The organism is Nonomuraea sp. CA-143628 (genome assembly GCF_050942315.1).
Taxonomy (GTDB): Bacteria; Actinomycetota; Actinomycetes; order Streptosporangiales; family Streptosporangiaceae; genus Nonomuraea.
This window is the reverse complement of record NZ_CP192072.1, coordinates 8513353-8537075: the sequence shown is the minus strand read 5'-3', so window position 1 is coordinate 8537075 and position 23723 is coordinate 8513353. Positions and strand designations below refer to the sequence as shown.

The 23723-nt window shown below is 69.4% G+C and carries 18 protein-coding genes; 14 read left to right on the top strand and 4 right to left on the bottom strand.

Features of this window, described 5'->3' with window-relative positions; translation table 11 throughout:
• Nucleotides 1-17 precede the first annotated feature (17 nt).
• The 4 genes from lgt to ACQP2T_RS38825 are packed head-to-tail and all read left to right on the top strand — an operon-like array spanning nucleotide 18 to nucleotide 3209.
• Nucleotides 18-1103, top strand: coding sequence for a prolipoprotein diacylglyceryl transferase (gene lgt / locus ACQP2T_RS38840; protein WP_433509862.1), 1086 nt, complete (start codon nucleotides 18-20; stop codon nucleotides 1101-1103).
• Nucleotides 1100-1804 carry a VIT1/CCC1 transporter family protein gene (locus ACQP2T_RS38835; protein WP_433509861.1) on the top strand — a complete coding sequence of 235 codons (705 nt, stop codon included), beginning with the start codon at nucleotides 1100-1102 and terminating at the stop codon, nucleotides 1802-1804. The genes lgt and ACQP2T_RS38835 overlap by 4 nt, the downstream gene beginning before the upstream one ends.
• A complete protein-coding gene (locus tag ACQP2T_RS38830) occupies nucleotides 1804-2619 on the top strand; it encodes a hypothetical protein (RefSeq protein ID WP_433509860.1) in 816 nt (271 codons plus the stop codon). Before ACQP2T_RS38835 ends, ACQP2T_RS38830 begins: the two co-directional genes overlap by 1 nt.
• Nucleotides 2616-3209 carry a hypothetical protein gene (locus ACQP2T_RS38825; RefSeq protein ID WP_433509859.1) on the top strand — a complete coding sequence of 198 codons (594 nt, stop codon included), beginning with the start codon at nucleotides 2616-2618 and terminating at the stop codon, nucleotides 3207-3209. The genes ACQP2T_RS38830 and ACQP2T_RS38825 overlap by 4 nt, the downstream gene beginning before the upstream one ends.
• A 280-nt stretch (nucleotides 3210-3489) precedes the next feature.
• Here ACQP2T_RS38825 and ACQP2T_RS38820 read toward each other — a convergent pair whose 3' ends face one another.
• Nucleotides 3490-5040: a bis-aminopropyl spermidine synthase family protein gene (locus ACQP2T_RS38820; protein ID WP_433509858.1), complete on the bottom strand. Its 1551-nt coding sequence runs from the start codon at nucleotides 5038-5040 to the stop codon at nucleotides 3490-3492.
• 211 nt (nucleotides 5041-5251) lie between these two features.
• Between ACQP2T_RS38820 and gltB the strand changes: the two genes are divergently transcribed.
• The 5 genes from gltB (at nucleotide 5252) to pyk (ending at nucleotide 15236) form a co-directional block, all read left to right on the top strand.
• The gene (gene gltB / locus ACQP2T_RS38815) at nucleotides 5252-9760 is read left to right on the top strand and encodes a glutamate synthase large subunit (RefSeq protein ID WP_433509857.1); all 4509 of its coding nucleotides are present in this window, start codon (nucleotides 5252-5254) and stop codon (nucleotides 9758-9760) included.
• Between the two features lie 14 nt (nucleotides 9761-9774).
• On the top strand, nucleotides 9775-11253 hold the full coding sequence (locus ACQP2T_RS38810; protein ID WP_433509856.1) for a glutamate synthase subunit beta: 1479 nt from the start codon (nucleotides 9775-9777) through the stop codon (nucleotides 11251-11253).
• 348 nt (nucleotides 11254-11601) lie between these two features.
• Entirely contained in the window at nucleotides 11602-13341 is a 1740-nt protein-coding gene (locus ACQP2T_RS38805; protein ID WP_433509855.1) for a S8 family peptidase, read from the top strand.
• An 81-nt stretch (nucleotides 13342-13422) separates the two neighbouring features.
• Nucleotides 13423-13773 (top strand): DUF2784 domain-containing protein, encoded by a 351-nt coding sequence (locus ACQP2T_RS38800; protein WP_433509854.1) that lies wholly within the window; start codon nucleotides 13423-13425, stop codon nucleotides 13771-13773.
• A gap of 35 nt (nucleotides 13774-13808) precedes the next feature.
• Complete coding sequence (gene pyk / locus ACQP2T_RS38795; RefSeq protein WP_357945547.1) at nucleotides 13809-15236, top strand: pyruvate kinase; 1428 nt, start codon at nucleotides 13809-13811, stop codon at nucleotides 15234-15236.
• Nucleotides 15237-15330: 94 nt separating this feature from the next.
• Here the strand turns inward: pyk and ACQP2T_RS38790 are convergent, their stop codons facing one another.
• Together ACQP2T_RS38790 and ACQP2T_RS38785 are read right to left on the bottom strand one after the other, a co-directional pair.
• The gene (locus ACQP2T_RS38790; protein ID WP_433509853.1) at nucleotides 15331-15540 is read right to left on the bottom strand and encodes a hypothetical protein; all 210 of its coding nucleotides are present in this window, start codon (nucleotides 15538-15540) and stop codon (nucleotides 15331-15333) included.
• The gene (locus ACQP2T_RS38785; protein ID WP_433509852.1) at nucleotides 15537-16193 is read right to left on the bottom strand and encodes a GntR family transcriptional regulator; all 657 of its coding nucleotides are present in this window, start codon (nucleotides 16191-16193) and stop codon (nucleotides 15537-15539) included. The genes ACQP2T_RS38790 and ACQP2T_RS38785 overlap by 4 nt, the downstream gene beginning before the upstream one ends.
• A gap of 112 nt (nucleotides 16194-16305) precedes the next feature.
• Here ACQP2T_RS38785 and ACQP2T_RS38780 point away from each other — a divergent pair, with 112 nt between their 5' ends.
• The 5 genes from ACQP2T_RS38780 to ACQP2T_RS38760 are packed head-to-tail and all read left to right on the top strand — an operon-like array spanning nucleotide 16306 to nucleotide 21665.
• A complete protein-coding gene (locus tag ACQP2T_RS38780; protein WP_433509851.1) occupies nucleotides 16306-17598 on the top strand; it encodes an ABC transporter substrate-binding protein in 1293 nt (430 codons plus the stop codon).
• Entirely contained in the window at nucleotides 17585-18430 is an 846-nt protein-coding gene (locus tag ACQP2T_RS38775) for a carbohydrate ABC transporter permease (protein ID WP_433509850.1), read from the top strand. Before ACQP2T_RS38780 ends, ACQP2T_RS38775 begins: the two co-directional genes overlap by 14 nt.
• Complete coding sequence (locus ACQP2T_RS38770; protein WP_433509849.1) at nucleotides 18427-19338, top strand: carbohydrate ABC transporter permease; 912 nt, start codon at nucleotides 18427-18429, stop codon at nucleotides 19336-19338. The genes ACQP2T_RS38775 and ACQP2T_RS38770 overlap by 4 nt, the downstream gene beginning before the upstream one ends.
• An 18-nt stretch (nucleotides 19339-19356) precedes the next feature.
• A complete protein-coding gene (locus tag ACQP2T_RS38765) occupies nucleotides 19357-20442 on the top strand; it encodes an enolase C-terminal domain-like protein (RefSeq protein ID WP_433509848.1) in 1086 nt (361 codons plus the stop codon).
• A 29-nt stretch (nucleotides 20443-20471) separates the two neighbouring features.
• Entirely contained in the window at nucleotides 20472-21665 is a 1194-nt protein-coding gene (locus ACQP2T_RS38760) for a hypothetical protein (protein WP_433509847.1), read from the top strand.
• A gap of 91 nt (nucleotides 21666-21756) precedes the next feature.
• On the opposite strand, the gene ACQP2T_RS38755 is transcribed toward ACQP2T_RS38760, so the two are convergent.
• The gene (locus tag ACQP2T_RS38755) at nucleotides 21757-23355 is read right to left on the bottom strand and encodes an AAA family ATPase (RefSeq protein ID WP_433509846.1); all 1599 of its coding nucleotides are present in this window, start codon (nucleotides 23353-23355) and stop codon (nucleotides 21757-21759) included.
• Nucleotides 23356-23723 lie beyond the last annotated feature (368 nt).

The following is a 23723-nucleotide window of genomic DNA, read 5'->3' as shown; positions in this document are numbered from 1 at the left end:
CGCTACCCTCACCTGACATGCCCCTTGCCTCGATTCCCAGCCCTTCTCAAGGGGTCTGGTATCTCGGATTCGTGCCGATCCGGGCCTACGCCCTGTGCATCGTGCTCGGTGTCATCTTCGCCGTCTGGCTGAGCGAGCGCCGCTGGCGCGCTCGCGGCGGCCAGGCGGGCACGATCATCGATATCTCCGTGCCCGCGGTGATCTTCGGCCTCATCGGCGGACGCCTCTACCACGTCATCACCGACTGGCAGACCTACTTCGGCGACCGCGCGATCAAGAAGCCCTACCAGGCCCTGTTCATCTGGGAAGGCGGGCTGGGCATCTGGGGCGCGGTCGCGCTCGGCGGCGTCGGCGTCTGGCTGGCCTGCCGGAGGCGCGGCCTGTCCCTCAGTGCTGTGGCCGACACGGTGGCGCCCGGCATCATCTTCGCGCAGGCGATCGGCCGCTGGGGCAACTGGTTCAACCAGGAGCTGTACGGCGGGCCGACCACGCTGCCGTGGGGGCTGGAGATCGACCAGCTGCACGGTGGCGAGCCGGGGGTGCTCTACCACCCGACGTTCCTGTACGAGTCGATCTGGGACGTCCTGCTGGGCTTCGCCCTGCTCTGGGCGGGCAAGCGGTTCGCGCTGCACCATGGGCGGCTGTTCGCCCTCTACGTCGCCGGCTACACGCTGGGGCGGTTCTGGATCGAAGGGCTGCGGATCGACCCCGTCGGCGGGGTGGACCACGCGGTGACGCTCCTGGGGCTTCGGCTGAACCAGTGGACGTCGATCGTGGTGTTCATCGGGGCGCTGGCCTACTTCTGGCTGACCCGCAACAAGGACAGCGAGGAGTTCATCCTCCCGGCCGTCGTGCGGGAGGCCGCTGCGAGCGGCCCGGATCCGGCCCACGGGGTCGATCAGGCCGACTCGACGGGCGACACCGCCGCTGATTCAGACGCCGCCGCAGAGGCCGGGCCAGCGGACAAGGCGCCGGATGACGCCCCGGATCCTGAGGTCGTCCGCGAGGATGACGCCCGCGAGGACGAGGCCCGCGAGGATGACGCGACCGCGAAGCAGGGGGAGAACCCCGAGGTCGTTCAGCAGGAGAAGAACTCCAGATGAGCGGAGGCGCGGAGCAGCACCACCAGCACCGTGACGTCACCGGCGGCTGGCTGCGGCCGTCGGTGTTCGGCGCGATGGACGGCCTGGTGTCCAACTTCGCGCTCATCGCCGGTGTCGCGGGCGGCACCGGCGACACCAAGGTCATCGCCCTGGCGGGCATCGCGGGCCTGGCGGCGGGCGCTTTCTCGATGGCCGGTGGCGAATACGTCTCGGTGGCCAGCCAGCGCGAGCTGGCCCTGGCCGAGATCGCCGTGGAGCGCCGTGAGCTCGAACGCCACCCCGAGGCCGAGCAGGAAGAGCTCGCCCAGGTGTTCATCGCCAGAGGCGTGGCGCCGGAGCTGGCCGCCGAGGTGGCCAGACAGATCTCCGAGAACCCCGCCGAGGCCCTGGAGGTCCACGCCCAGAGCGAGCTCGGCGTCGACCCGCACGACCTGCCCTCGCCCAAGGTGGCCGCGGGCTCGTCGTTCCTGTCCTTCAGCGTGGGGGCGCTCCTGCCGCTCGTGCCGTACCTCATCGGCGTGACGAGCCTGTGGGTGTCGGCGGTCATCTCGTGCCTGGCGCTGTTCGGGGCGGGGGCGCTGGTCTCCACGGTGACCGCGCGTTCCTGGCATTACTCCGGGCTGCGGCAGCTGATCGTCGGCGTGGTGGCTGCCGGGCTCACGTTCGGGCTGGGCAACCTGATCGGGGCGGGTGGGCTGTGATGGCCTCCAGAACGGCGACCCGCAAGCGCCGGCGTCCCGCGCGCTCCGACTGGCAGTTCCCCCTGCTCACCGACCTGGGGATGGACCCCAAGAAGCAGAAGCTCCTGGTGATCATCGTGTCGGCGGTGGGGGTGCTGGCAGCGGCGTTCGCCCTGGTCGCCTTCGTCAACTCGCTGGGCCAGTACACCCCCGAACAACGCCGCGGCGCCGCCATCGTGCAGGCCGACGCGGCGCTGCCGGAGACCTACCACAGCTGGGCCTCGCCCAAGCTGTTCGATCCGATCGCCGACCGGGCCAAGGACCGCACGCCGCTCACCGAGAAGGAGGTCTTCGGGCAGAAGACGCTCACCGGTGAGAAGAAACTCACTCTCAAGCTGGCCGGCAGCAAGCTCGACGCCGACTGCTCGGCCGCCGTCTGGGGCCCCGAACTCCTCGATCTGGTCTCCGGCGCCGAGTGCAGCCAGGCGGCCCGCGGTGTCTACACCACCCCGGACGGCCGCTACGTGGGCCAGTACACCCTGCTCAACCTGCGCGACGGCAAGGCCGCCGGCGAGCTGGTCGAATCGCTCAAGACGCTCTACCGGGGCGGCTGGACGCGCCCGGTCGGCTCCGGCAAGACCGCCTTCCCGCCGGGAGCCCACACCGAGGGAGGGGGCTACGCCTTGGGTCACTACGTCGGGCTGGTCTGGATCGGTCGGTCTGACGGCGCCGCCCCGACGCCCAAGGACGACTTCGTCTCGCTCTCGCTGACGCTCCGGGGGGCCGAGAAGGCCGTCTACCGCCGGGTCGTCTCGGTCACCGGGCCGGCGTCATGATGCGCGCCCGCGTCATGATCCCGCTGGGCATCGCCCTGGTGGCGGTGCTCGCCGTCGGGGGCTGGATGTTGTTCCTGCGACCCCAGGCCCGGCCGTCCACCTTCAAGGGCGAGCCGACCTCGGCGCTCTACTCCCTCATCGACTCCCGGCAGCGCGACGCGGCTCCGCTGACCGTGGACGAGGTGTTCACCCCCGCCACGGCGACGCTCGGCGGGTTGCGCCGCGTCTCGGCCGAGCAGCTCGATTGCGACGACGCCCTCTGGGGCGCCTCGGCGGCGGGCTGCACGCAGGCGCTGCGGGCCACGTACACGGGCGACCTGGGGGCGGGGCAGTTCGTCATCTTCAACCTCACCGACGGGCGGGCCGCCGACGCGCTGGTGAAGGCGCTGTCCGAGGACGGGTTCGTCCGGCAGGCGGTCCCCTTCGACGCCGTACGCAGCCGCGCGCAGGCCAGGGCGCTCGGCCATTACGTCACCGTCGCGTGGGTGGGGCCGGTGCGGCCAGGGGAAACGGGGGACCTGGTGTCGCAGCTGGTCGCCCTCGACGGGCTCGGGCACATCATCCAGAAGCGCGTGGTCGACGCGACCTGACGCGCCCATGGGGCCGGCATCGCCGCCGAGGTGCCCGACGGCACCCTCTCCATCGGCGCCGACCTGTCGGCGGGCCTGTTGGTCGGTGGCCTGACGCGCTTGCGGGCCCAACGTACGCGGGCCTGGCGTCCGCAGGTCCCGGCGTCGGCGGGCCTGGCGTTCACCGGGCCTGGCGTTCACGGGTCTCGGCGTCGGCGGGCCTGGTGTTCAGGGGTCCCGGCGTCGCCGGGTCCGGCGTACACGGGTCCCGGCGCCCGGGGCTTGGCGTTCGCGGCCGTGGTCAGGTGGTCTTGGACAGGGCCGTCACTGTGGCGGAGACCGTGGTGGGGAGGTCGGCGAGGCGGTGGAGGGGCGTCTCCAGCGGGGTGACGCCCTCCGCCCAGGGCGCCACCTGGCGGATGAGGGAGCGGGCGTCGTTCTTGGTGAGGGTGGTGCCCTGTGAGCGGGCCACCGCGATGAGCCCCTCGCGCCAGGTGTTGGCCAGTTTGCCGTGCCCGTTGTCGAGGATCCGCCGCAGCACCCCGGCCTCGTCGCCGATCGGCTGCGGGAGTCGTACGGCGTCCAGGACACCGCCGTCGGACGTCAGCTCGTAGACGGACCCCAGGACGTCCGGGAGAGGGGTCGGCGCGGACAGCAGGACCCGCACGTGGGCGGCGCGCGTGGCCAGCAGGAGGCGCGGGAGCGCGGCCTCCAGCCCGGCGGGGAGCGCGATCGCCACCCGCTCCACGGCGGCGGCGTAGGGCTTGGCCAGCCACGTGGACAGCTTCACCCGGGGCTGCGGCAGCTCCTTCGGCCAGTCACCCACCAGCAGGTCGGCGTCGGACGCCGCGCCGACAGCCGCCGAGGAGCTGTCGGCCGCCGAGGAGCCGGTGGACTCGATCGACTGGGGGCCCTGGGTGTAGATGGCGGTGGTCAGGCGGTCGAGGCGGGCGGTGACGGCGGGGCGGGTCTTGGTGGTGGGACGCAGGACGTAGAGGTCGGCGGCGGAGCCGATGGCTTCCGCCCCGAAATATCTGTTGAAATCTGGGTAAATAGCGTCATATGCGAGGTTGAGGGCGGAGAGGGAGTTCTGCACCTTCAGAGCGAGCATCGGCGTGCGCTCGCTCGCCCCGTACGCCAGCAAAACCCGCCCATCGTCCTTGAGCCCCTCGATCGCGCGCGCCACGAACAGCCCGACGCCCTCCGGTGTGTACGGCGGGTCGGTGACGGCCAGGTCGTGGTCGCGGGCCGACGGTGGCAGCGCCAGCCGCAGATCGGCCCACCGGGTGCGTACGCCGAGATCCTGGGCGTCCAGATAGGCCAGGATGCGCTCGTCTATGTCGACCACGGTGACCTCGGCCTCGGGGTGGACCAGTTTGACGGCCAGCGAGGTGAGGTCGTGGTCGCCCACGAACAGCAGCTTCGCGCCCCGCAGCCAGAAGCGGGCGCCGAGCAGCAGCGCCCGGCGCAGCACGGTGTCGGGGGTGGCGGCCACGTGGTCCAGCGCGTGGCGGGAGCGCGGCGCCCCGTCGATGAGGCGGCGCAGCCGGTCGAGCACGTGCGTGTAGTGGGGGAGCAGATAGGCGACCGGATCGGCCGGGGGCGGGGCCACGGCCAGCAGGTCCTGGAAGTCCGGAGAATGCGTGAGCGGCACCCGGAACCTGTCGCCGGAGTGCTCCAGCGGGACCTCGCGCAGCAGCGCCTCGATCGTCCGCCGGGCCGTTGCCGACTCCCTGACCAGGTCGGACAGGGTCCACCACTGGCCGTCGCAGAGGAGGGTCAGGGCGTGCCTGAGTCGTCTGCCGTCGACTCCGGCCTCGTCGAGCAGGCGTTCCACCCCGTCACGGTCCATGGTCCAACCCTATCGAGGGAATTCCGGGCCTCCAGTCCGGTGTTTGGGACATAGAAGCTCGTATGTCGGGATTGTCGCCAATGTTCGCAATGTGGACCAGGCGGGAACTATTCCGGCAGGGTGTTGTAACCTCTACGCACACGCAGCAGGGCCAACGTCGTCCCCGCCTGTAGAGCAGTTCTTGACAGACGATGACGACGGGAGGGATTCAATGCCTGCTGCCCACCTCGGGTTCCCCGAGCCCCAGGGCCTCTACCACCCCGCCAACGAGCATGATGCCTGCGGAGTCGCCATGGTGGCCGACGTCGCCGGGCGCCGCGGGCACGGGATCGTGGTGAAGGCGCTGACGGCGCTGTGCAATCTCGATCACCGGGGGGCCAAGGGTAGCGAGCCTGACACAGGCGACGGAGCCGGGATCCTCACCCAGATCCCGGACACTTTCTTCCGTACGAACGTGAGTTTCGCGCTGCCCGAGCCCGGCCACTACGCCGTCGGCATGGCCTTCCTGCCGTTCGACGGTGAGGCGCGCGACATCGCCTTCCGCATGATCGAGGAGATCGCCGCCGAGGAAGGCCTGAACGTCCTGGGCTGGCGCGAGGTGCCGGTCGACCGGGCGCTGCCCGGACCGAGCGCCAGAGCCGTCATGCCGCACTTCACGCAGCTGTTCGTGGCGAGCCCCAACGGGGAGTCGGGGCTGGAGCTGGACCGGCTGGCGTTCTGCCTGCGCAAGCGGGCCGAGCACGAGGTGGACGTCTACTTCCCCTCGCTGAGCGCCCGTACGATCGTGTACAAGGGCATGCTCACCCCTGACCAGGTCGAGCCGTTCTTCCCCGACCTGTCGGACGAGCGTTACGAGACCGCGATCGCGCTGGTGCACTCGCGCTTCTCCACCAACACCTTCCCGAGCTGGCCGCTGGCCCACCCCTACCGTTACATCGCCCACAACGGCGAGATCAACACGGTCAAGGGCAACCGCAACTGGATGCGGGCCCGCGAGGCGATGCTCGAATCCGCCCAGATCCCGGGCGACATGTCGCGACTTTTCCCGATCTGCGATCCAGACGGCAGCGACACCGCATCCTTCGACGAGGCTCTGGAGCTGCTCCACATCGGCGGCCGGAGCCTGCCCCACGCCGTCCTCATGATGATCCCCGAGGCGTGGGAGAACCACACCGAGATGGACCCCGCGCGGCGGGCCTTCTACGAGTTCCACTCCTCGATGATGGAGGCGTGGGACGGCCCCGCGTCGATCACCTTCACCGACGGCACGCTGGCCGGAGCCGTGCTCGACCGCAACGGCCTGCGCCCGGGCCGGTTCTGGGTGACCGCCGACGGGCTGGTCGTGCTGGCCTCCGAGGCGGGCGTGCTCGACTTCAAGCCCGAAGACGTGGTGCGCAAGGGCCGCCTGCAGCCCGGCCGGATGTTCCTCATCGACACCGCCCGCGGCAAGATCATCGAGGACGACGAGATCAAGGCCGAGCTCGCGGCCGCGCTGCCGTACGAGGACTGGCTGCACGCCGGCCTGGTCCGCTTCGAGGAGCTGCCGGCCCGGCAGCGGGAGATCCCCACGCACGAGGCGCTCGTCAAGCGGCAGCAGACCTTCGGTTACACCGGGGAAGAGCTGCGGATCATCCTGTCGCCGATGGCCAGGAGCGGCGCCGAGCCGATCGGCTCCATGGGCACCGACACGCCTGTCGCGGTGCTCAGCGAGAAGCCCAGGCTGCTGTTCGACTACTTCACCCAGCTGTTCGCGCAGGTCACGAACCCGCCGCTGGACGCCATCCGCGAGGAGCTGGTGACCTCGCTGGCCAGCGTGCTCGGGCCGGAGGGCAACCTGCTCGACCCCGGGCCCGCCTCCTGCCGCCAGCTGGTCCTGCCGTACCCGGTGATCGACAACGACGAGATCGCCAAGATCATCCACATCAACGACGAGCACGACCTGCCCGGCTTCCACCCGCACGTGATCTCCGGCCTCTACGAGGTGTCGGGCGGTGGCGCGGCGCTGCTGCACCGCCTGGAGGAGATCCGCGCCGAGGCGTCGCAGGCGATCGCCAACGGCGCGCGCATCATCGTGCTGTCGGACCGCGGCTCGTCCGACACGCTGGCGCCGATCCCGGCGCTCCTGCTGACCGGGGCGGTCCACCACCACCTGATCCAGGAGAAGACCCGCACCAAGATCGGCCTCGTCGTCGAGACCGGTGAGGCGCGGGAGTGCCACCACATGGCGCTGCTCATCGGCTACGGCGCGGGCGCGGTCAACCCGTACCTGGCCATCGAGACCGTCGAGGACCTCGTCGACACCGGTGCGCTCCAGATCGACAAGCACAAGGCCGTACGGAACCTGATCAAGGCGTACGGCAAGGGCGTCATCAAGGTGATGTCGAAGATGGGCGTCTCCACCGTGGCCTCCTACACCGGCGCGCAGATCTTCGAGGCGCTCGGCCTGAGCCAGGAGGTCATCGACGCCTGCTTCACCGGCACCACCTCGCGGCTCGGCGGCGTCGGCTTCGACGTGCTGGCCGAGGAGGCCGCCCGCAGGCACGCGCACGCCTACCCGAGGGTGGCCAACGCGCACCGCGGGCTCCAGATCGGCGGCGAGTACCAGTGGCGGCGCGAGGGCGAGCCGCACCTGTTCAACCCCGAGACGGTCTTCAAGCTGCAGCATGCCACCCGCACGCGCCGCTACGAGATCTTCAAGGAGTACACCGGCATGGTGGACTCCCAGGCCGAGCGGCTCATGACGCTGCGCGGGCTGTTCAAGCTGAAGGCGGGCCGGACCCCGATCCCGATCGACGAGGTCGAGCCGGCCTCCGAGATCGTCAAGCGGTTCTCCACCGGCGCGATGTCGTACGGCTCGATCTCGATGGAGGCGCACGAGACGCTCGCCATCGCCATGAACCAGCTGGGCGGCAAGTCCAACACCGGCGAGGGCGGCGAGGACCCGGAGCGCCTGTACGACGCGACGCGGCGCAGCGCCATCAAGCAGGTGGCGTCGGGCCGGTTCGGCGTGACGAGCGAATACCTGGTCAACGCGGCGGACCTGCAGATCAAGATGGCCCAGGGCGCCAAGCCCGGTGAGGGCGGCCAGCTGCCCGGCCACAAGGTCTACCCGTGGATCGCCAAGACCCGGCACTCCACGCCCGGCGTCGGCCTCATCTCGCCGCCGCCGCACCACGACATCTACTCGATCGAGGACCTCGCCCAGCTCATCCACGACCTGAAGAACTCCAACCCCGAGTCGCGCGTGCACGTCAAGCTCGTGGCCGAGGTCGGGGTCGGCACGGTCGCGGCGGGCGTGTCCAAGGCGCACGCCGATGTGGTGCTCATCTCCGGGCACGACGGCGGCACCGGCGCCTCGCCGCTCACCTCGCTCAAGCACGCGGGCGCGCCGTGGGAGCTCGGCCTGGCGGAGACGCAGCAGACGCTGCTGCTCAACGGGCTGCGCGACCGCATCGTGGTGCAGGTGGACGGCCAGCTCAAGACCGGCCGCGACGTGGTCATCGCCGCGCTGCTCGGCGCGGAGGAGTACGGCTTCGCCACCGCTCCGCTGGTCGTGTCCGGCTGCGTGATGATGCGGGTCTGCCACCTCGACACCTGCCCGGTGGGCGTCGCCACGCAGAACCCCGAGCTGCGCAAGCGCTTCACCGGCAAGCCCGAGTTCGTGGTGAACTTCTTCGAGTTCATCGCCGAGGAGATCCGCGAATACCTCGCCGAGCTGGGCTTCCGCTCGCTCGAAGAGGCGATCGGGCACGTCGAGCTGCTCGACATGACGGCCGCCGAGGACCACTGGAAGGCCAACGGCCTCGACCTGTCGCCGATCCTGCACCAGCCGGAGCTGCCCGCGGGGACCCCGCTGCGCCGCACGGTCGAGCAGGACCACGGGCTGCAGCACGCGCTGGACAACACGCTGATCCAGCTGGCCGAAGGCGCCCTGAACAACGGCACCCCGGTCACGCTGGAGCTGCCGATCCGCAACGTGAACAGGACCGTCGGCACCATGCTCGGCTACCAGGTCACCAAGCGTTACGGTGGCGCCGGCCTGCCGGAGAACACGATCGACATCAGCTTCACCGGCTCGGCGGGCAACTCCTTCGGGGCGTTCCTGCCGCGCGGCATCACGCTGCGGCTGACCGGTGACGCCAACGACTACCTGGGCAAGGGCCTGTCGGGCGGGCGCATCACGCTGCGGCCGCACGAGGAGGCACCGCTCGACGGTCACATCATCTCCGGCAACGTCGCCCTCTATGGCGCCACGTCCGGGGAGGCGTTCATCCGCGGCGTCGTCGGCGAGCGCTTCTGCGTCCGCAACTCCGGCGCCACCGCGGTCGTCGAAGGCGTCGGCGACCACGGCTGCGAGTACATGACCGGCGGCAAGGCGGTCGTCCTCGGCCCGACCGGGCGCAACTTCGCGGCCGGCATGTCCGGCGGCGTCGCCTACCTGCTCGACCTCAACATCGGGCGGGTCAACCGCGAGATGGTCGCCATCGAGGAGCTAACGGAAGAGGACGGCGAGTTCCTGCGCGAGACGGTCGAGAAGCACTTCGCGGAGACCGGCTCCCCGGTCGCCAAGGAGCTGCTGGCCGACTGGCACGCGGCGCTCGCCCGGTTCGGCAAGATCATGCCGACCGACTACAAGCGGGTCATGGAGGCGGCCGAGGCGGCTCGCATCGAAGGCAGGGACATCGACGAGGCGGTCATGGCCGCCGCGGTCAAGGGTTAAGGGAGGCGTAACCGATGGCTGACCCCAAGGGTTTTCTCACGCACGACCGGGAGCTGCCCGCGCGCCGCCCCATCGACGTCCGCATCGGCGACTGGCGGGAGGTCTACCAGGACTTCTCCCAGGACAAGCTGACCAAGCAGGCGTCACGCTGCATGGACTGCGGCATCCCGTTCTGCCACAACGGCTGCCCGCTCGGCAACCTCATCCCCGAGTGGAACGACCTGGTCCACCGCACCGACTGGCGGGAGGCGATCGAGCGGCTGCACGCCACGAACAACTTCCCGGAGTTCACCGGCAGGCTCTGCCCGGCTCCGTGCGAGGCGGCGTGCGTGCTCGGCATCAACTCCGACCCGGTGGCGATCAAGCGGGTCGAGGTCGAGATCATCGACCGCGCGTTCGCCGAGGGCTGGGTGGCCCCGCAGCCGGCGCCGGTGAAGACGGGCAAGAAGGTCGCGGTCGTCGGCTCGGGTCCCGCCGGGCTGGCCGCGGCCCAGCAGCTCACCCGGGCGGGCCACGACGTGGTGGTGTTCGAGCGCGCGGACCGTATCGGCGGACTGCTGCGTTACGGCATCCCCGAGTTCAAGATGGAGAAGCGCCACATCGAGCGGCGTCTGGACCAGATGCGGGCCGAGGGCACCGAGTTCCGCACCGGCGTGAACGTCGGCGTCGACGTCACGGCGGCCCAGCTGCGCTCGGAGTTCGACGCGGTCGTACTGGCGGGCGGTGCCACCCTGTGGCGCGACCTGCCGGTGACCGGGCGCGAGCTCGGTGGCGTCCACCAGGCGATGGAATACCTGCCCCTGTCGAACAAGGTGCAGGAGGGCGACCTCAGCGAGCCCCCCATCTCGGCCAAGGACAAGCACGTCGTGGTCATCGGCGGCGGCGACACCGGAGCCGACTGCATCGGCACGGCGATCAGGCAGGGGGCCAAGTCGGTCACCCAGTTGGAGATCATGCCGCAGCCACCCGCCGCCCGGCCCGGCAGCCAGCCGTGGCCGACGTTCCCCATCCTGTTCAAGATGGAGAGCGCGCACGAGGAGCTCGCGGAGGGCGGGGGCGCGCGGGTGTACGCGGTCTCGACGACGGAGTTCGTCGGCGACGACGCCGGAAACATCCGCGCACTGAGGCTGGTCGAGGTCGAGGGCCCGCAGAACGGCTTCAAGCCGATCCCCGGCACCGAGCGGGAGATCCCGGCTGAGCTGGTCACGCTCTCGATGGGCTTCCTCGGCCCGGAGAAGGGTGCCCTGCTTCAGGACCTCGCTGATGTCGGTGGGGACGGGTTCTATGACGCGCGTGGGAACGTCTCCCGCGACAAGTCGTACATGTCCAAGGTCGACGGGGTCTTCGTGGCGGGCGACATGGGTCGCGGGCAGTCGCTCATCGTCTGGGCGATCGCCGAGGGCCGCGCGGCCGCCTCGGGCGTGGACCGGTTCCTGTCCGGCGACACTTCTCTGCCGTACCCGATCCTGCCCACCGCGCGTCCCCTCGTCTGACGGGCTGGCCGTCTGCGCGTCTGACGGTCTACTCGTCTGATGGCCTTGCTGTTTCGAGGCGCCCGCCCGGTCTGTCCGGGCGGGCGTTTCGTTTTTCTTTACGGCAGGCAGTGGCCGGCCCCACCCTCTGCGCGGGGCTGGGCTCCATCCAGGGGAACGCTCCTCCGGTTCCCCGGCCGGCCGCCGTGACGTGCGTACTCTTGACCAGAGCTGCCCTTTTGCCTGACCAGGACTGGCAACCTGATCCCGTTTTGCCCTTTAAAGTCCGAAATTTTGCGACAAAGTTGCATCGCGGGACCGAGGTCGGGAAGATGCAGTTTCTGGTGTGACGCCGTGGATGGGGGAAGTATGAGGCGATTCGCCGCCGGCCTGATGGCCTTGGCTGTGGCCGGTTCGCTGGCGGCCTGCGCGACCCCTGCGGCGCCCAAAGCGGGGCTGGACCAGGAGTACCTCGTCTTCTACGCCGACGGCCGGGCGGGAGCGGCGCTCTCCGCCGTCCAGCGCGCCGGTGGCCGTCTCGTCAGCACCGACCCCAAGCTCGGCTATGTCGTGGCCAAGGGCGGCGGCGACGCGTTCGTCGACGCCCTCGGCGCGGACCAGGCCGTCGTCGGCGTCACGACCGACCGCGAAATCGGCTTCGCGCCAGGGCTCACCCCTCGCGCTCACGGCTCGACGGCCGCGCTCGCGTCCGGTGCCGCGAGTACGGCAGGCGCGTCCGGCACCGCGAGCACAGCGGACGGATCCGGCGCTCAGAGCCCGACGACCACGGGCGCGCTGGAGTCGCGGGCGTTCCCCGACGCGTCGGCCCTCACGACCAGGGCGGGCGAGCCCCTCGCCCCCCGTCAGTGGGACATGAGGATGATCGGCGCCGACCGCGCCAACAAGAAGGTGCCCGGCAGCAAGAAGGTGCTCGTCGGCGTCATCGACACCGGCATCGACGGCAAGCACCCCGACATCGCCCCCAACTTCAACCGCGCCCTCAGCCGCAACTTCGTCACCGACAAGCCGAACGACGAGAACGGCGACACACTCGACGGCCCCTGTGAGGTGTCGAGCTGCAAGGACCCGGTCGACCAGGACGACGAGGGCCACGGCACCCACGTGGCCAGCACGATCGGCTCGCCGCTGAACCACATCGGCATCGCGGGCGTGGCGCCGGGCGTGCAGCTCGTCAACATCAGGGCGGGGCAGGACTCCGGGTTCTTCTTCCTCAAGCCCAGTCTCGACGCGCTCACCTACGCCGCCGACATCGGCGTGGACGTGGTGAACATGAGCTACTACGTCGACCCGTGGCTGTTCAACTGCGCCCACAACAAGGCCGACAGCAAGAAGCAGCAGCTGCAGCAGCGCGCGATCATCACCGGCATGCAGCGGGCACTCGACTACGCGCGCAAGAAGGGCGTCACGCTCATCTCCGCGCTCGGCAACGGCTCCACCGACCTCGGCAAGCCCAAGGTCGACACGTCCAGTCCCGGCTATCCGCGCGGCAGCGAGAAGACCCGCAAGGTCGACAACTCCTGCATCAACGTGCCCGCCGAGTCCAAGGGCGTCATCTCGGTCGCCGCGGTGGGCCCCTCCGGCCGCAAGGCCAGCTACAGCGACTACGGGATCGAGCAGGCCGACCTGTCCGCGCCGGGCGGCGACGTGACCGAGGGCAAGGGCGCCTCGGCCACCAGGTCGATCCTGGCGGCCGCTCCCGAGGCTGTGCTGCGTCGTACCGGCCTGCTGGACAAGTCGGGCAAGCCGAAGACCGCCGCGGTCGTCCGTGACTGCAGCAGCAGCCCTTGCTCCTACTACCAGTATCTGGACGGCACCTCGATGGCGGCCCCGCACGCGACCGGCGTCGCCGCGATCCTGATCAGCCGCTTCGGCAAGCCCGGCAAGGGCGGGGTGGCGCTGTCTCCCGCCACCGTCGAGAAGCTGCTGTACAAGACCGCCGATCGCAAGGCGTGCCCGTCGCCGCGTACGTACACCTACGAGAGCGCCGGCGAGAGCGACAAGCAGACCTGCGAGGGCGGCAAGTCCAAGAACGGCTTCTACGGCCACGGCATCGTCGACGCCTGGAAGGCCGCGACCGTCGCACGATGATCTCCCGGAAGGCCGCGACCGCCACGCCATGAGCGGCTATCGCCAGACCATGATGTCGTGGAATGGCGCTACCGTCAGAGCATGATGTATCGCATCATCGCGGACACCGCGATGGTGATGCACTTCGCCTTCCTGGCCTACATGGCCGTGGGCGGGTATGTCGCATGGCGCTGGCGGCGCACGATCTGGGTCCATCTCGCGGTCACGACCTGGGGCCTGATGTCGCTGGCCACCGGCGTCGAATGCCCGCTCACGGTGGTGGAGGATTGGGGGCGCCGCACCGCCGGACTCCAGGGCCTCCCGCCCACCGGCTTCATCGACCACTACATCGAAGGCGTGATCTACCCCGAGGAATACGCGAACTTGGCCCGTCTGGGGGTCGCCATTCTCGTGTTGTTCTCCTACGCCGGGTACGTTCTGCGTCGTCAATGACAGCCAAGTGGTCTGTACCAATTAAGGTAGGACTCGTGACTCGTCGCGCGAAAATAGTCTGCACTCTAGGTCCCGCCACGTCCTCTCCTGAACGCCTGCGCGAGCTGATCGCCGCCGGCATGGACGTGGCCAGGTTCAACCTCAGCCATGGTGACCATGACATGCACCGTGAGGTATACGACCGGGTCAGAGAGGTGGCGGCCGACCTCGGCCGTGGTGTAGGCGTGCTCGCCGACCTGCAAGGCCCCAAGATCCGCGTCGGCAGGTTCGAGGAGGGCCCGGTCCGGCTCGGCTTCGGCGACGTCTTCACGATCACCACCGAGGACGTGCCGGGAGACCGCGAGCAGGTCTCCACCACCTACAAGGGCCTGCCGGGCGACGTACGCCCCGGTGACACCATCCTGGTCGACGACGGCCGCCTCGTCCTGGAGGCCACCAGCGTCGACGGCGACCGCGTCATCACGCGCGTCGTCATCGGCGGCATGATCTCCGACAACAAGGGCCTCAACCTGCCGGGTATCAACGTCAGCGCGCCCGCGCTCACCGACAAGGACGAGGCCGACCTGCGCTGGGCGCTGCGCACCGGCTTCGACATGATCGCCCTGTCCTTCGTCCGCCGCCCGTCCGACGCCGACGTGGTGCGCAACATCATGGAGCAGGAGGCCGTCCGCCTTCCGCTGCTCGCCAAGATCGAGAAGCCGCAGGCCGTCGACCGCCTGCCCGAGATCGTCGAGGCGTTCGACGGCATCATGGTCGCCCGCGGTGACCTCGGCGTCGAGCTGCCCCTGGAGCAGGTGCCGATCGTCCAGCGGCGCATCATCGAGCTCTGCCGCGAGAAGGCCCGCCCGGTCATCGTCGCCACCCAGATGCTCGACTCGATGATGAGCGCGCCCCGCCCCACCCGCGCCGAGGCGTCCGACGTCGCCTACGCGGTCATGGACGGCGCCGACGCGGTCATGCTCTCGGGCGAGACCTCGGTGGGCAACTATCCCATCGAGTCGGTCTCCACCATGGACCGCATCGCGCGCGCGGCGGAGGAGCACTCGCTGCACGCCACCCACTCCCTGGAGCGCCTGCCGGAGACGACGGGCGGCGCCATCGCCCGCGCCGCCGCCGAGGTCGGCGCGATCGTCGGCGCGAAGGCGCTGATCGCGTTCACCATGTCGGGCGAGACGGCCCGCCGCCTGGCCCGCTACCGCTCGCCGATCCCGCTGCTGGCCTTCACCTCGGCCCCGCACGTGCGGGGGCAGCTGTCGCTGACGTGGGGCGTGGAGACGTTCCACGTGCCGTTCGTCCACCACACGGACGACATGGTGCGCCAGGTGGAGGCGTCGCTGCTGACGCTGGGCCGCCTGGAGAAGGGCGACAAGGTGGTCATCGTGGCCGGCTCCCCTCCCGGCACGCCGGGCTCCACCAACGCCCTCCGCGTCCACACCATCGGCTCCGCGGTCTCTCACAGCTAGTTTTTGACAAAACCTTTTTACGGCAGAGCACGAGAGGGCCCACCCTGGACGGCCGGTTGACGGTCCTCCAGGGTGGGCCCTCTGCTTCCCCGGCTCACCGCCGTGACGTGCGCATGGCCTCGACGCCGATGGAGCGGATCCATGAGACGCCGCCGGCGAACCGGTCCACCAGAGCGCGTTTCAGTGCGGCCTGTCCGCGCGGATTGTGCTGATCCATGATCTTGTGGCTGGGAGCGGTCCACGCGTACCCGGCGAAGCGCGCCGATCCGCCGACGTCACCTGCCAGTGGACCGCTGGAGCTCACGGCAGTGACGCGAGCATTCGCTCTCCCGCCGATCGCAGATGGGCGGTCATCGCGGCAGCCGCGGCCGGGCTGTCGCCCGCCACGACCGCTCGGACGATGGCTTCGTGCTCGTCCCGGGTGAGCTCGGCGGCGCCTTCCCTGGCGTAGAAGATTCGGAAAGCGCGCGAACGGACGAACAGCCGCTCCAGCGTTTCGGCCACGATCAGGTTCCCGGACATCTCGGCGAGTTTGCCGTGCAGTAGTTCGTCGGCCTTGGCCAGCGTAGTGAGGTCGCCGCCGGGAAGGTCGACCTGCCGGCGCAGGAACGCCCGGTCCTCCGCGCGGAACTCCTGGGCTGCGCGGGCGGCCGTGGGTGGTTCGAGCAGCAGCCTGCACTCGTACAGGTCGGAGATCGTCTTGCGGTCGGGCAGGTCGGCGGCGACGAAGCCACGATAGGGGTGCTTGCTGACCAGGCCGTCGGCCTCCAGCCGCCCCAGCGCCTGGCGGATCGGCGTGTTGGAGATCTTCAGCTGCGCCGCCAGGGCGTCGATCTTGACCCGGCTGCCGTGCGGGATATGACCGCTGAGCAGCATTTCTCGCAGCACGTCGTACACATCGTCGGCCAGTACTTGCCGCCGGGGGAGCGCCGGTGCCGGCGCGGGGGAGTCGGTCATCCAAGCCTCCTGCTGATGTTTCACAACATAGCGGCCCATGGGGGTTGACGTCTTCTTAACATGCATGCAACATCTGACTTCAAACATCGTACACGATTTTGCCGAGGCAGTAGTGATCAGACTCCGCATCCCCTTAACGGCGTGCCTCGCGGGCGCCCTGCTCGCCGCATGCTCCTCCAACACGCCTGCGTCCGTCAGCGGCGCCATCACCGAGGATCGTGACGCGACATTGCTGGTGTGGAGTGACCCCACCCGGCTGGCCGGGTTCGAGCAGTTCAAGAAGACGCATCCGAACCTGAAGATGAAGGTCGAGACCTACGACGGGCAGAGCCTGCTGACGAAGATCCAGCTGTTCAACCGCACCGGCAAGGGCTGGCCGGACGTCGTCTTCGCCGGACAGCCCAACACGGTCTCCCAGTTCGCCGGGAAGCTCGACTACGCGCAGCCCCTCGACTCGCTGGTGCCGCAGCAGATCCGGAAGGACTTCGGCACGGCCAACGCGCCCTGCGAGGTGGGGGGCAAGCTGTACTGCCTGCGTAACGACCTGGCCCAGACCGTGCTGTGGTACAACAAGCCGCTCATGGAGCGCTTCGGCTACCAGCTCCCCAAGACCTGGAGCGACTACCGGGCGTTGGGCGAGCGGGTGGCCAAGGAGCACCCCGACTACGTCATCGGCAGCGCGGGCAGCTTCTTCACCTATTACGACTACTTCTGGTCCAGCGGCTGCCCGATCCAGCAGGTGACCGGGCCGGACAAGGTACACATCGTCCTGAAGGACCCCAAGTGCACCCGGGTCGCGGACGTGCTCGACCCGCTGATCAAGAACGGCTCGGTCACCAAGGCGGGGCTCTTCGATCCGGAGATGGCCAAGCTCGGCAAGGAGGGCAAAGTCCTCATGCTGCCCGGAGCCTCCTGGCTCGGCGACTACCTGTTCAAGCCCAAGGACCTGTTCGCCACCCCCAACGGGCAGATCGCCGCGGCGCCGTACCCGTCCTGGGACGGCGAGACGACCAACTGGTCCGGCAGCGCGGGTGGCGGCGTCTACCTGGTCTCGCGCCACTCCAAGAACATGAAGGGGGCCGCCGAGATCATCCAGTGGATGACCACCGACCCCGGCTACCAGAAGAGCGCGCCGACCTACCCGGCCTTCGGCCCTTCGGCCGACGCGTGGGCCAAGCGGCTGGCCACTGACCCGTTCTACGCCGCAGACCCGTTCCCGGTCATGCGGGAGCAGGCGGCCAAGGTCAACCCGGTGCAGCAGCCCACCCGCTACGACGTCGAGGGGGCGTTCACCCAGACGGTGGTCCCGGCGATCCGCTCCGGCGGCACTGTCGCGGCAAGCCTGGACGCGCTGCAGACCGAACTGGTGAACCTGGCCAAAGCCCAGGGCTATGACGTCGGGTAGGGTCTTCGGCTGGCTGTGCGTGACTCCGTACCTGGTGCTGCTCGCGGTCTTCGGGATCGGCCCCGTGATGTACGCCCTCTACGAGTCCCTGAGCGACCCGCGGGCCTACGGTAGCGCGGTCGCCGACTTCCGCTTCCTGCCCGCGGTGGGCAACGTGTCGCTGTTCATGGCGCTGTACCTGCCGGTCATGGTGATCGGCGTGCTGCTGCTGGCGCTGTTCGTCCAGGACCAGCGTCCCCTGTACGGTACGGCGCTGCGCCTGGTTTACATGCTGCCGGGTGCGGTCACCGGCTCGGCCAGCGTGCTGCTCTGGTACGTCATGCTCCAGCCCGCGCTCAGCCCTTTCGCCCCGCTGCTGCACGGCCTGGGCATGCGGACCGGCAACGACGTGCTGAGACCGTCGTACCTGGTGGTGATCTTCGCGTTGATGGCCTTCGCCACCGGCTTCGGTCAGTGGGTGGTCATCATGTACGGCGCCCTGCAGGGAGTGCCGCGCGAGGTGCTGGAGGCCGCCAAGATGGACGGCTGCACCTGGTGGCAGACGGCTCTGCGGATCAAGCTGCCGCTCATCTCCAAGTACGTGGTCTACATGGTCATCCTGGCCTTCACCGCCGGGCTGCAGATCTTCATCGAGCCGCAACTGCTGTACGGGGTGGCCTTCACCGGCTCCAAGTCCTGGTCGCTGAACCAGCTCGGCCTGCTGTTCGCCTTCGACAACGGCGACTTCGCCGCGGCCGCCGCGCTGTGCCTGATGCTGCTGGCCGTCTGCACCGTGGCCGCCTGCTTCCTGGTGTTCAAGGCCAAATTCTTCGAGACGGAGGTCGACCGATGACCGGGCGGCACGGAGATCGGCCGATGACCGGGCGGCTCGGCGGGGCGTGGGTGTGGCGGACGTCCGTGTCCGTCGTGCTCGGCCTGGTGGCCCTGGCCTGCGCGCTGCCGCTGGTGTGGCTGGTGCTGGCGCCGACCAAGTCCGACGCCCAGATCACCGGTGGGCATCCGCTGTCCTTCGGCTCGCCCGACGGCTACCTGACCGCCTGGCGGAACCTGACCACCTTCAACGACGGCGTCATCTATCAGTGGATCGTCAACTCGGCGGTCTACACCGGCGGTGCTGTGCTGCTGTCGGTGACCACGTCCCTGCTGGCCGGGTACGCGCTGGCGGCGACGCGGATCGCCGGCCGGCGGGTCATCCTCATCGCCACGCTACTGGCGATGATCGTCCCACCCGCCGCGCTGGTGCTCCCACTCTTCCTCGAGGTGAACGCGGTCCAGCTCACCGGCACCGCCTGGTCGGTGATCCTGCCCGCCGGCCTCTACCCGTTCGGGGTCTACCTCGCCTTCATCTACTTCTCCACCATGCTGCCGCGCGAGGTGCTGGAGGCCGCCAGGATCGACGGCTGCTCGGAGGCCGCCCTGTTCGCCAGGGTCGCCCTGCCGCTGGGCAAGCCGCTGATCGCGCTGCTGACCTTCTTCGCCTTCATCGGCAACTGGAACAACTACTTCCTGCCGTTCGTGATGCTCGGCGACGACGAGACCTTCAACCTCCCGGTCGGGCTCGGCGTGCTCATCTCCGGCTCACCGGCGCTCAACCCCGCGCTGGGCGGCAGCGATCTGCCCATCCACCGGCCAGAAGCGGCGATCACGGGTGTGCTGACCGTGGTGCCCGTGGCGCTCGTCTTCCTGTTCGCCCAGCGCCACCTGGTGCGCGGGCTGCTCGACGGCGCCGTCAAGAACTGAAACCGCAACGGAGTGAACTTGAAGATCACCGCTGTCGACGTCGTCCTGTGCGCGCAGCCCGCCGTCACACCCACCTTCCGCTGGCGCGACGGCCTGCCGGGGTCCGAGCCCGCGCACACGGGTGGGTGGCTCGTGCTGTCGACCGACGACGGGCACACGGGCTACGCCTACAGCCAGCGCGGCGTCATCCTGGCCGACATCGTCGACCGGCGGCTGCGTTCCGAACTGCTGGGCGCCGACCCCCTGCGGCGGGAGTGGCTGTGGCACCGCGTCTGGGAGCTGGACCGCATCGAGGAGATGCCGCTCTACATCCACGGCCTGGTGGACGTGGCGCTGTGGGACATCGGGGGCAAGGCGGCCGGACTGCCGGTGCACCGGCTGCTCGGCGGATACCGCTCCGCCATCCCCGCGTACGCCTCCACCGCGACCTTCGCCACCATCAGCGAGTACCTGGACGTCGCCGACCAGTGCCTGGAGCTGGGCTATCCGGCCATCAAGTTGCACGCCTGGGGGAACGTCGAGCGCGATATCGCCCTGTGCGCCGCCCTGCGCGAGCACGTCGGCGACTCGGTGCCGCTGATGTACGACGGGTCCGCCGGGTTCGACCTGCTCGACTCGATCAAGCTGGGCAGGGTCCTGTCCGAGGCCGGCTACCTCTGGTACGAGGAGCCGATGCGCGAGTTCAGCGCGACCGCCTACCAGCGCCTGGCCGAGAAGGTGGACGTACCGCTGATCGTCGCCGAGACCAGCGACGGCGCCCACATGAACACCGCCGACTTCATCGCCAACGGCTCCGCCACCGCGGTGCGCACCAGCGCGGGCCTGCGCGGCGGCATAACCGGGGCGATGCGGATCGCCCACCTGGCCGACGCCTACCGGATGCGCGCCGAGGTCCACGGCGGCGGCATCGTGCACACCCACCTGTGCATGGCCATCTCCAACACCACCTACTACGAGTCGTTCGTCCCCGCCAACCCCGTGACCAGGGAAGAGGCGGTCGACGCCAGCGGGCTCGTGCATGCGGGCACCGCGCCCGGCATCGGATACGAGGCCGAATGGGAGCGCACCGCCGTACCGGCCGGGCTGGAGCCCTACACCTCCTGAAATCCCCCCAACAAAGGAGATCACCCGACATGAGCGACAAGCGGAGTACCAACCCGAGCCGACGTGCCATTCTGGCGAGCGCCGCGGCGTTGCCCCTGATCGCGGCGGCGGCGACGCCCGCCACCGCGGCGACGTCTTCGGCGGCGGCCAAGGCCAAGGGCTGGACGTGGAAGCTGTTCAAGGACGGCACCGACGTGTGGCAGCGCAACTACTGGAACGGCGGGGAGCAGTTCGACTTCCGGCTCGGTGGCGGCGGCTGCGTCCCGCAGATGCGGCACTGCCCCACCGGCTACCGGGCGCTGCTCTCACCCACCTACGAGGGCGAGGAGACCGACCGGGTCATGCAGGCCGTCCTGTGGGGCCTGAACGTCGAAGCCGCGACCAACGTCCTCGACCGGCGCTGGAACGTCAACCAGGCGGGCACCCGCCCCGGCGCCTACCAGCGCACGGTACGCGTCGAGCGGACCAACTCCACCACCACCGACGTGTGGACCATCGCCGACCGGCAGTGGTACGCCGAACTCATCGCCGACTTCGCGGGATCGGACGCCGTTCCGCAGCTCACCCGCTACACCAGGCTGTCCAGCGGAGCACTGGAGATCCGCCGCGTCATCCGGCTGCCCAAGGTCGTCAACGCCGGTACGACGGTCGCCCACGTGGAGTTCTACCTGGAGAACTGGCTGCCGTTCCTGCGCTCCGCCGACACCTTCACCGCGCTGGCCATGAGCCTCGACGCCAACGGCGACCCGAGCGAGTGGTACCGGGCAGGCGAGAACATCCCCTACTACCCATGGACCCCGACCGGCGGCACCAGCGGCTACGCCATGGTCTTCAAGGAGGGCGCGCACCGGACCACCCCCAACGTGGCCGTGGTCTTCTCCAAGAACCCGGGCACGAAGTACGCCACCTCGGCCGTGTTCGAGAACGTACGCAACTCGATGGACTGGGACACCGGCATCGGCGTTCTGCCCGGCGCCCATATCACCGGCGGAGAGGCCAACAGCATCCTGGACTACACGATCCGCATCGTGCCCAACGGCGGCACCGGCGCCGGCCTGGTCACCAACCTCAACGCACAGGTCGCCGCGATCCGGCCACCCGCTCTGTACGGCCCGGCGTACGCGCTGTCCGGCGAACTGGGCAGCATCGCGGGGCGGCTGCGCGGTTACCTGAGCTCCGCCGAGGGAACACGCACCAACCACCTCGCCCCGCTCCTGGCCTGAGTCCGGCCACGCGGGGCACCGAGCAGGGGATCGCCGGTCACTCGGTCATGAGGTCCCGCAGGATCGCGATGGCTCACCGCGTAAGCGCCCGTCATACTCGCAGGACGGTGATCTGGCGGCCGGACGGGGTGGTGGCCTGGTCGAAGCCGCCGCGTTCCTTCCAGGGTGGGGCTTCGGGGCGTCGGTCGAAGATCACCAGTACGCCGGTGGTCAGGGTGAGGCGGTCCAGGTAGCGGTCGAGTTGCGTGAGGCCGTCGGGCTTCGGGTCGTTTTCGCCGGTTCGCCAGACCTTGAGCTCCATGGCCTCGCGTTGCGTCAGTCGTTCGCCTTCGGGGCCGGTGTAGGGCCAGCGGACCAGGACGTCCAGGCGTTTGGTGCCCGCGGCGTACTCGCGGTCGAGTTGGCCTCCGCCGTTGACGAGGCGGTGGAGGAAGGCCATGAGGATGATCTGGCAGGCGGCCTCGTGGTAGCCCTCTCGCTGGATGAGGACCTCGCCGTGCTCGCGCCAGAACACGACGAACTCCTCCAGCAGGCGCGGCAGATCGAAACGGCCGTCCGGCAGCACGAAGCTGCGAGGGTCGGCCGTCACGTACTGTGCCGAGGGGTCGCCCAGGACCCGCAGGATGACCTCCCGGTAGATCGGGTTCGCCACCTCCAGCGGGGGTTTCTGCTTGATCAGGCCCAGATCGGTGGCGTAGGACAGGTCGTCGGAGAAGGTGTGGTCGATGTCGGGGAAGGTCCCGGCCAGCACGGGCTCCATCACCCGCTTGACCCGGGGCTCGTGCAGCCGGGCTGCCAGGGAGTCCAGGTGGGTGGCACGTGCTCGGATCAGCCGCTCCTTGGCCTCGTCGACCTGGGCGGTGGTGATGGTGCCGGTCACCTCCATCTCCATGATGACCTCGTTGGCAAGGGCGTTGACCAGCCACGGTTGTCCCTGGGTCAGCTCGAAGACCCGGTCGACGGCGTCCTTGGTGAACTCCTGGCCGGTCGCCTGGGTGTGCTGGTCGTACAGCTCGGCGATCTCGTCGGTGGTGAAGTCGCCCAGGCGCAGCGACTCGGCGACGATGTTGAACGGGCTGGCCGTGTTGGACCGGCCGGATTCGCCGCCCGAGGCGGCCTTGGAGTCGCGTAGGTCGCGCAGCCCGCACAGCACCACGGACGCGGGGAACGGATGGCCTTTCGGTCGCACGTTGTGACCGGCGCGGAGCTGGCTGAGGATGCTGACCAGGCTGTTGCCCTGCAAGGCGTCCATCTCGTCGAGGAACAACACCACCCGGCGCGGGCAGCGGCGGCACCACTCACGCAGCGCCGCCCGGAACCGCCTGCCCGGCGGCGCCTGCGGCCAGGGGGCCGACGGCAGCAATTCGTCCGGCCATCCCGACTGCTCAACAGCCTCGCGGAGGGAATCCAGCAAAATCGCCTCCGCGGTGGCGATATCGTCACCGGCTCCCTTGGTCTCTTCGCAGGAGAACGTCAGGGCGGCGGTGTCGCCTTCGGCGGTGAGCTCGGATGCCAGGGTGTCCAGCATGGTCGTCTTGCCGGTCTGCCGGGGCGCGTGCAGCACGAAGTAGCGGTCCATCTCGATGAGCGCCCGTGCCTCGGGGAGCCGTGGCGTGGGCGGCAGCATGTAGTGGAGCCGCTGATCGCAGGGGCCGGTGGTATTGAAATATCTCGCTCGGGGTGGTGGCATGCTTACATTCTGTCATCGCTCGTTTCCGTCGATGACAGGATTCCGTGTTTGCTGCGCGAGGTGGTAGAGCAGGTGGCGGCGTTGCGGAGATTCCCTTTGGCCGTGCGGTCGGATGCGCGGATGTCACAGCCTCCGGCACCCTGCTGCAGAAACTCGCCGCAGCCTGATTCAATCGCGCGCCGGGACCCGCAACCCATCAGCTGTGGAGACCTCGGCGGCCAGGTTCGTGGGCGTCTTCGCTATGGCGCCCAGGCATGCCTGCCGGAGGGCCAGGACGGGATCTCCTGGCCGCGTGGGGGACAGGACCGCGGCCTCGGTTCGGCCACACGGAAGCCACGGTCCACCGTGCGCACGTCACGGCGCTCAGC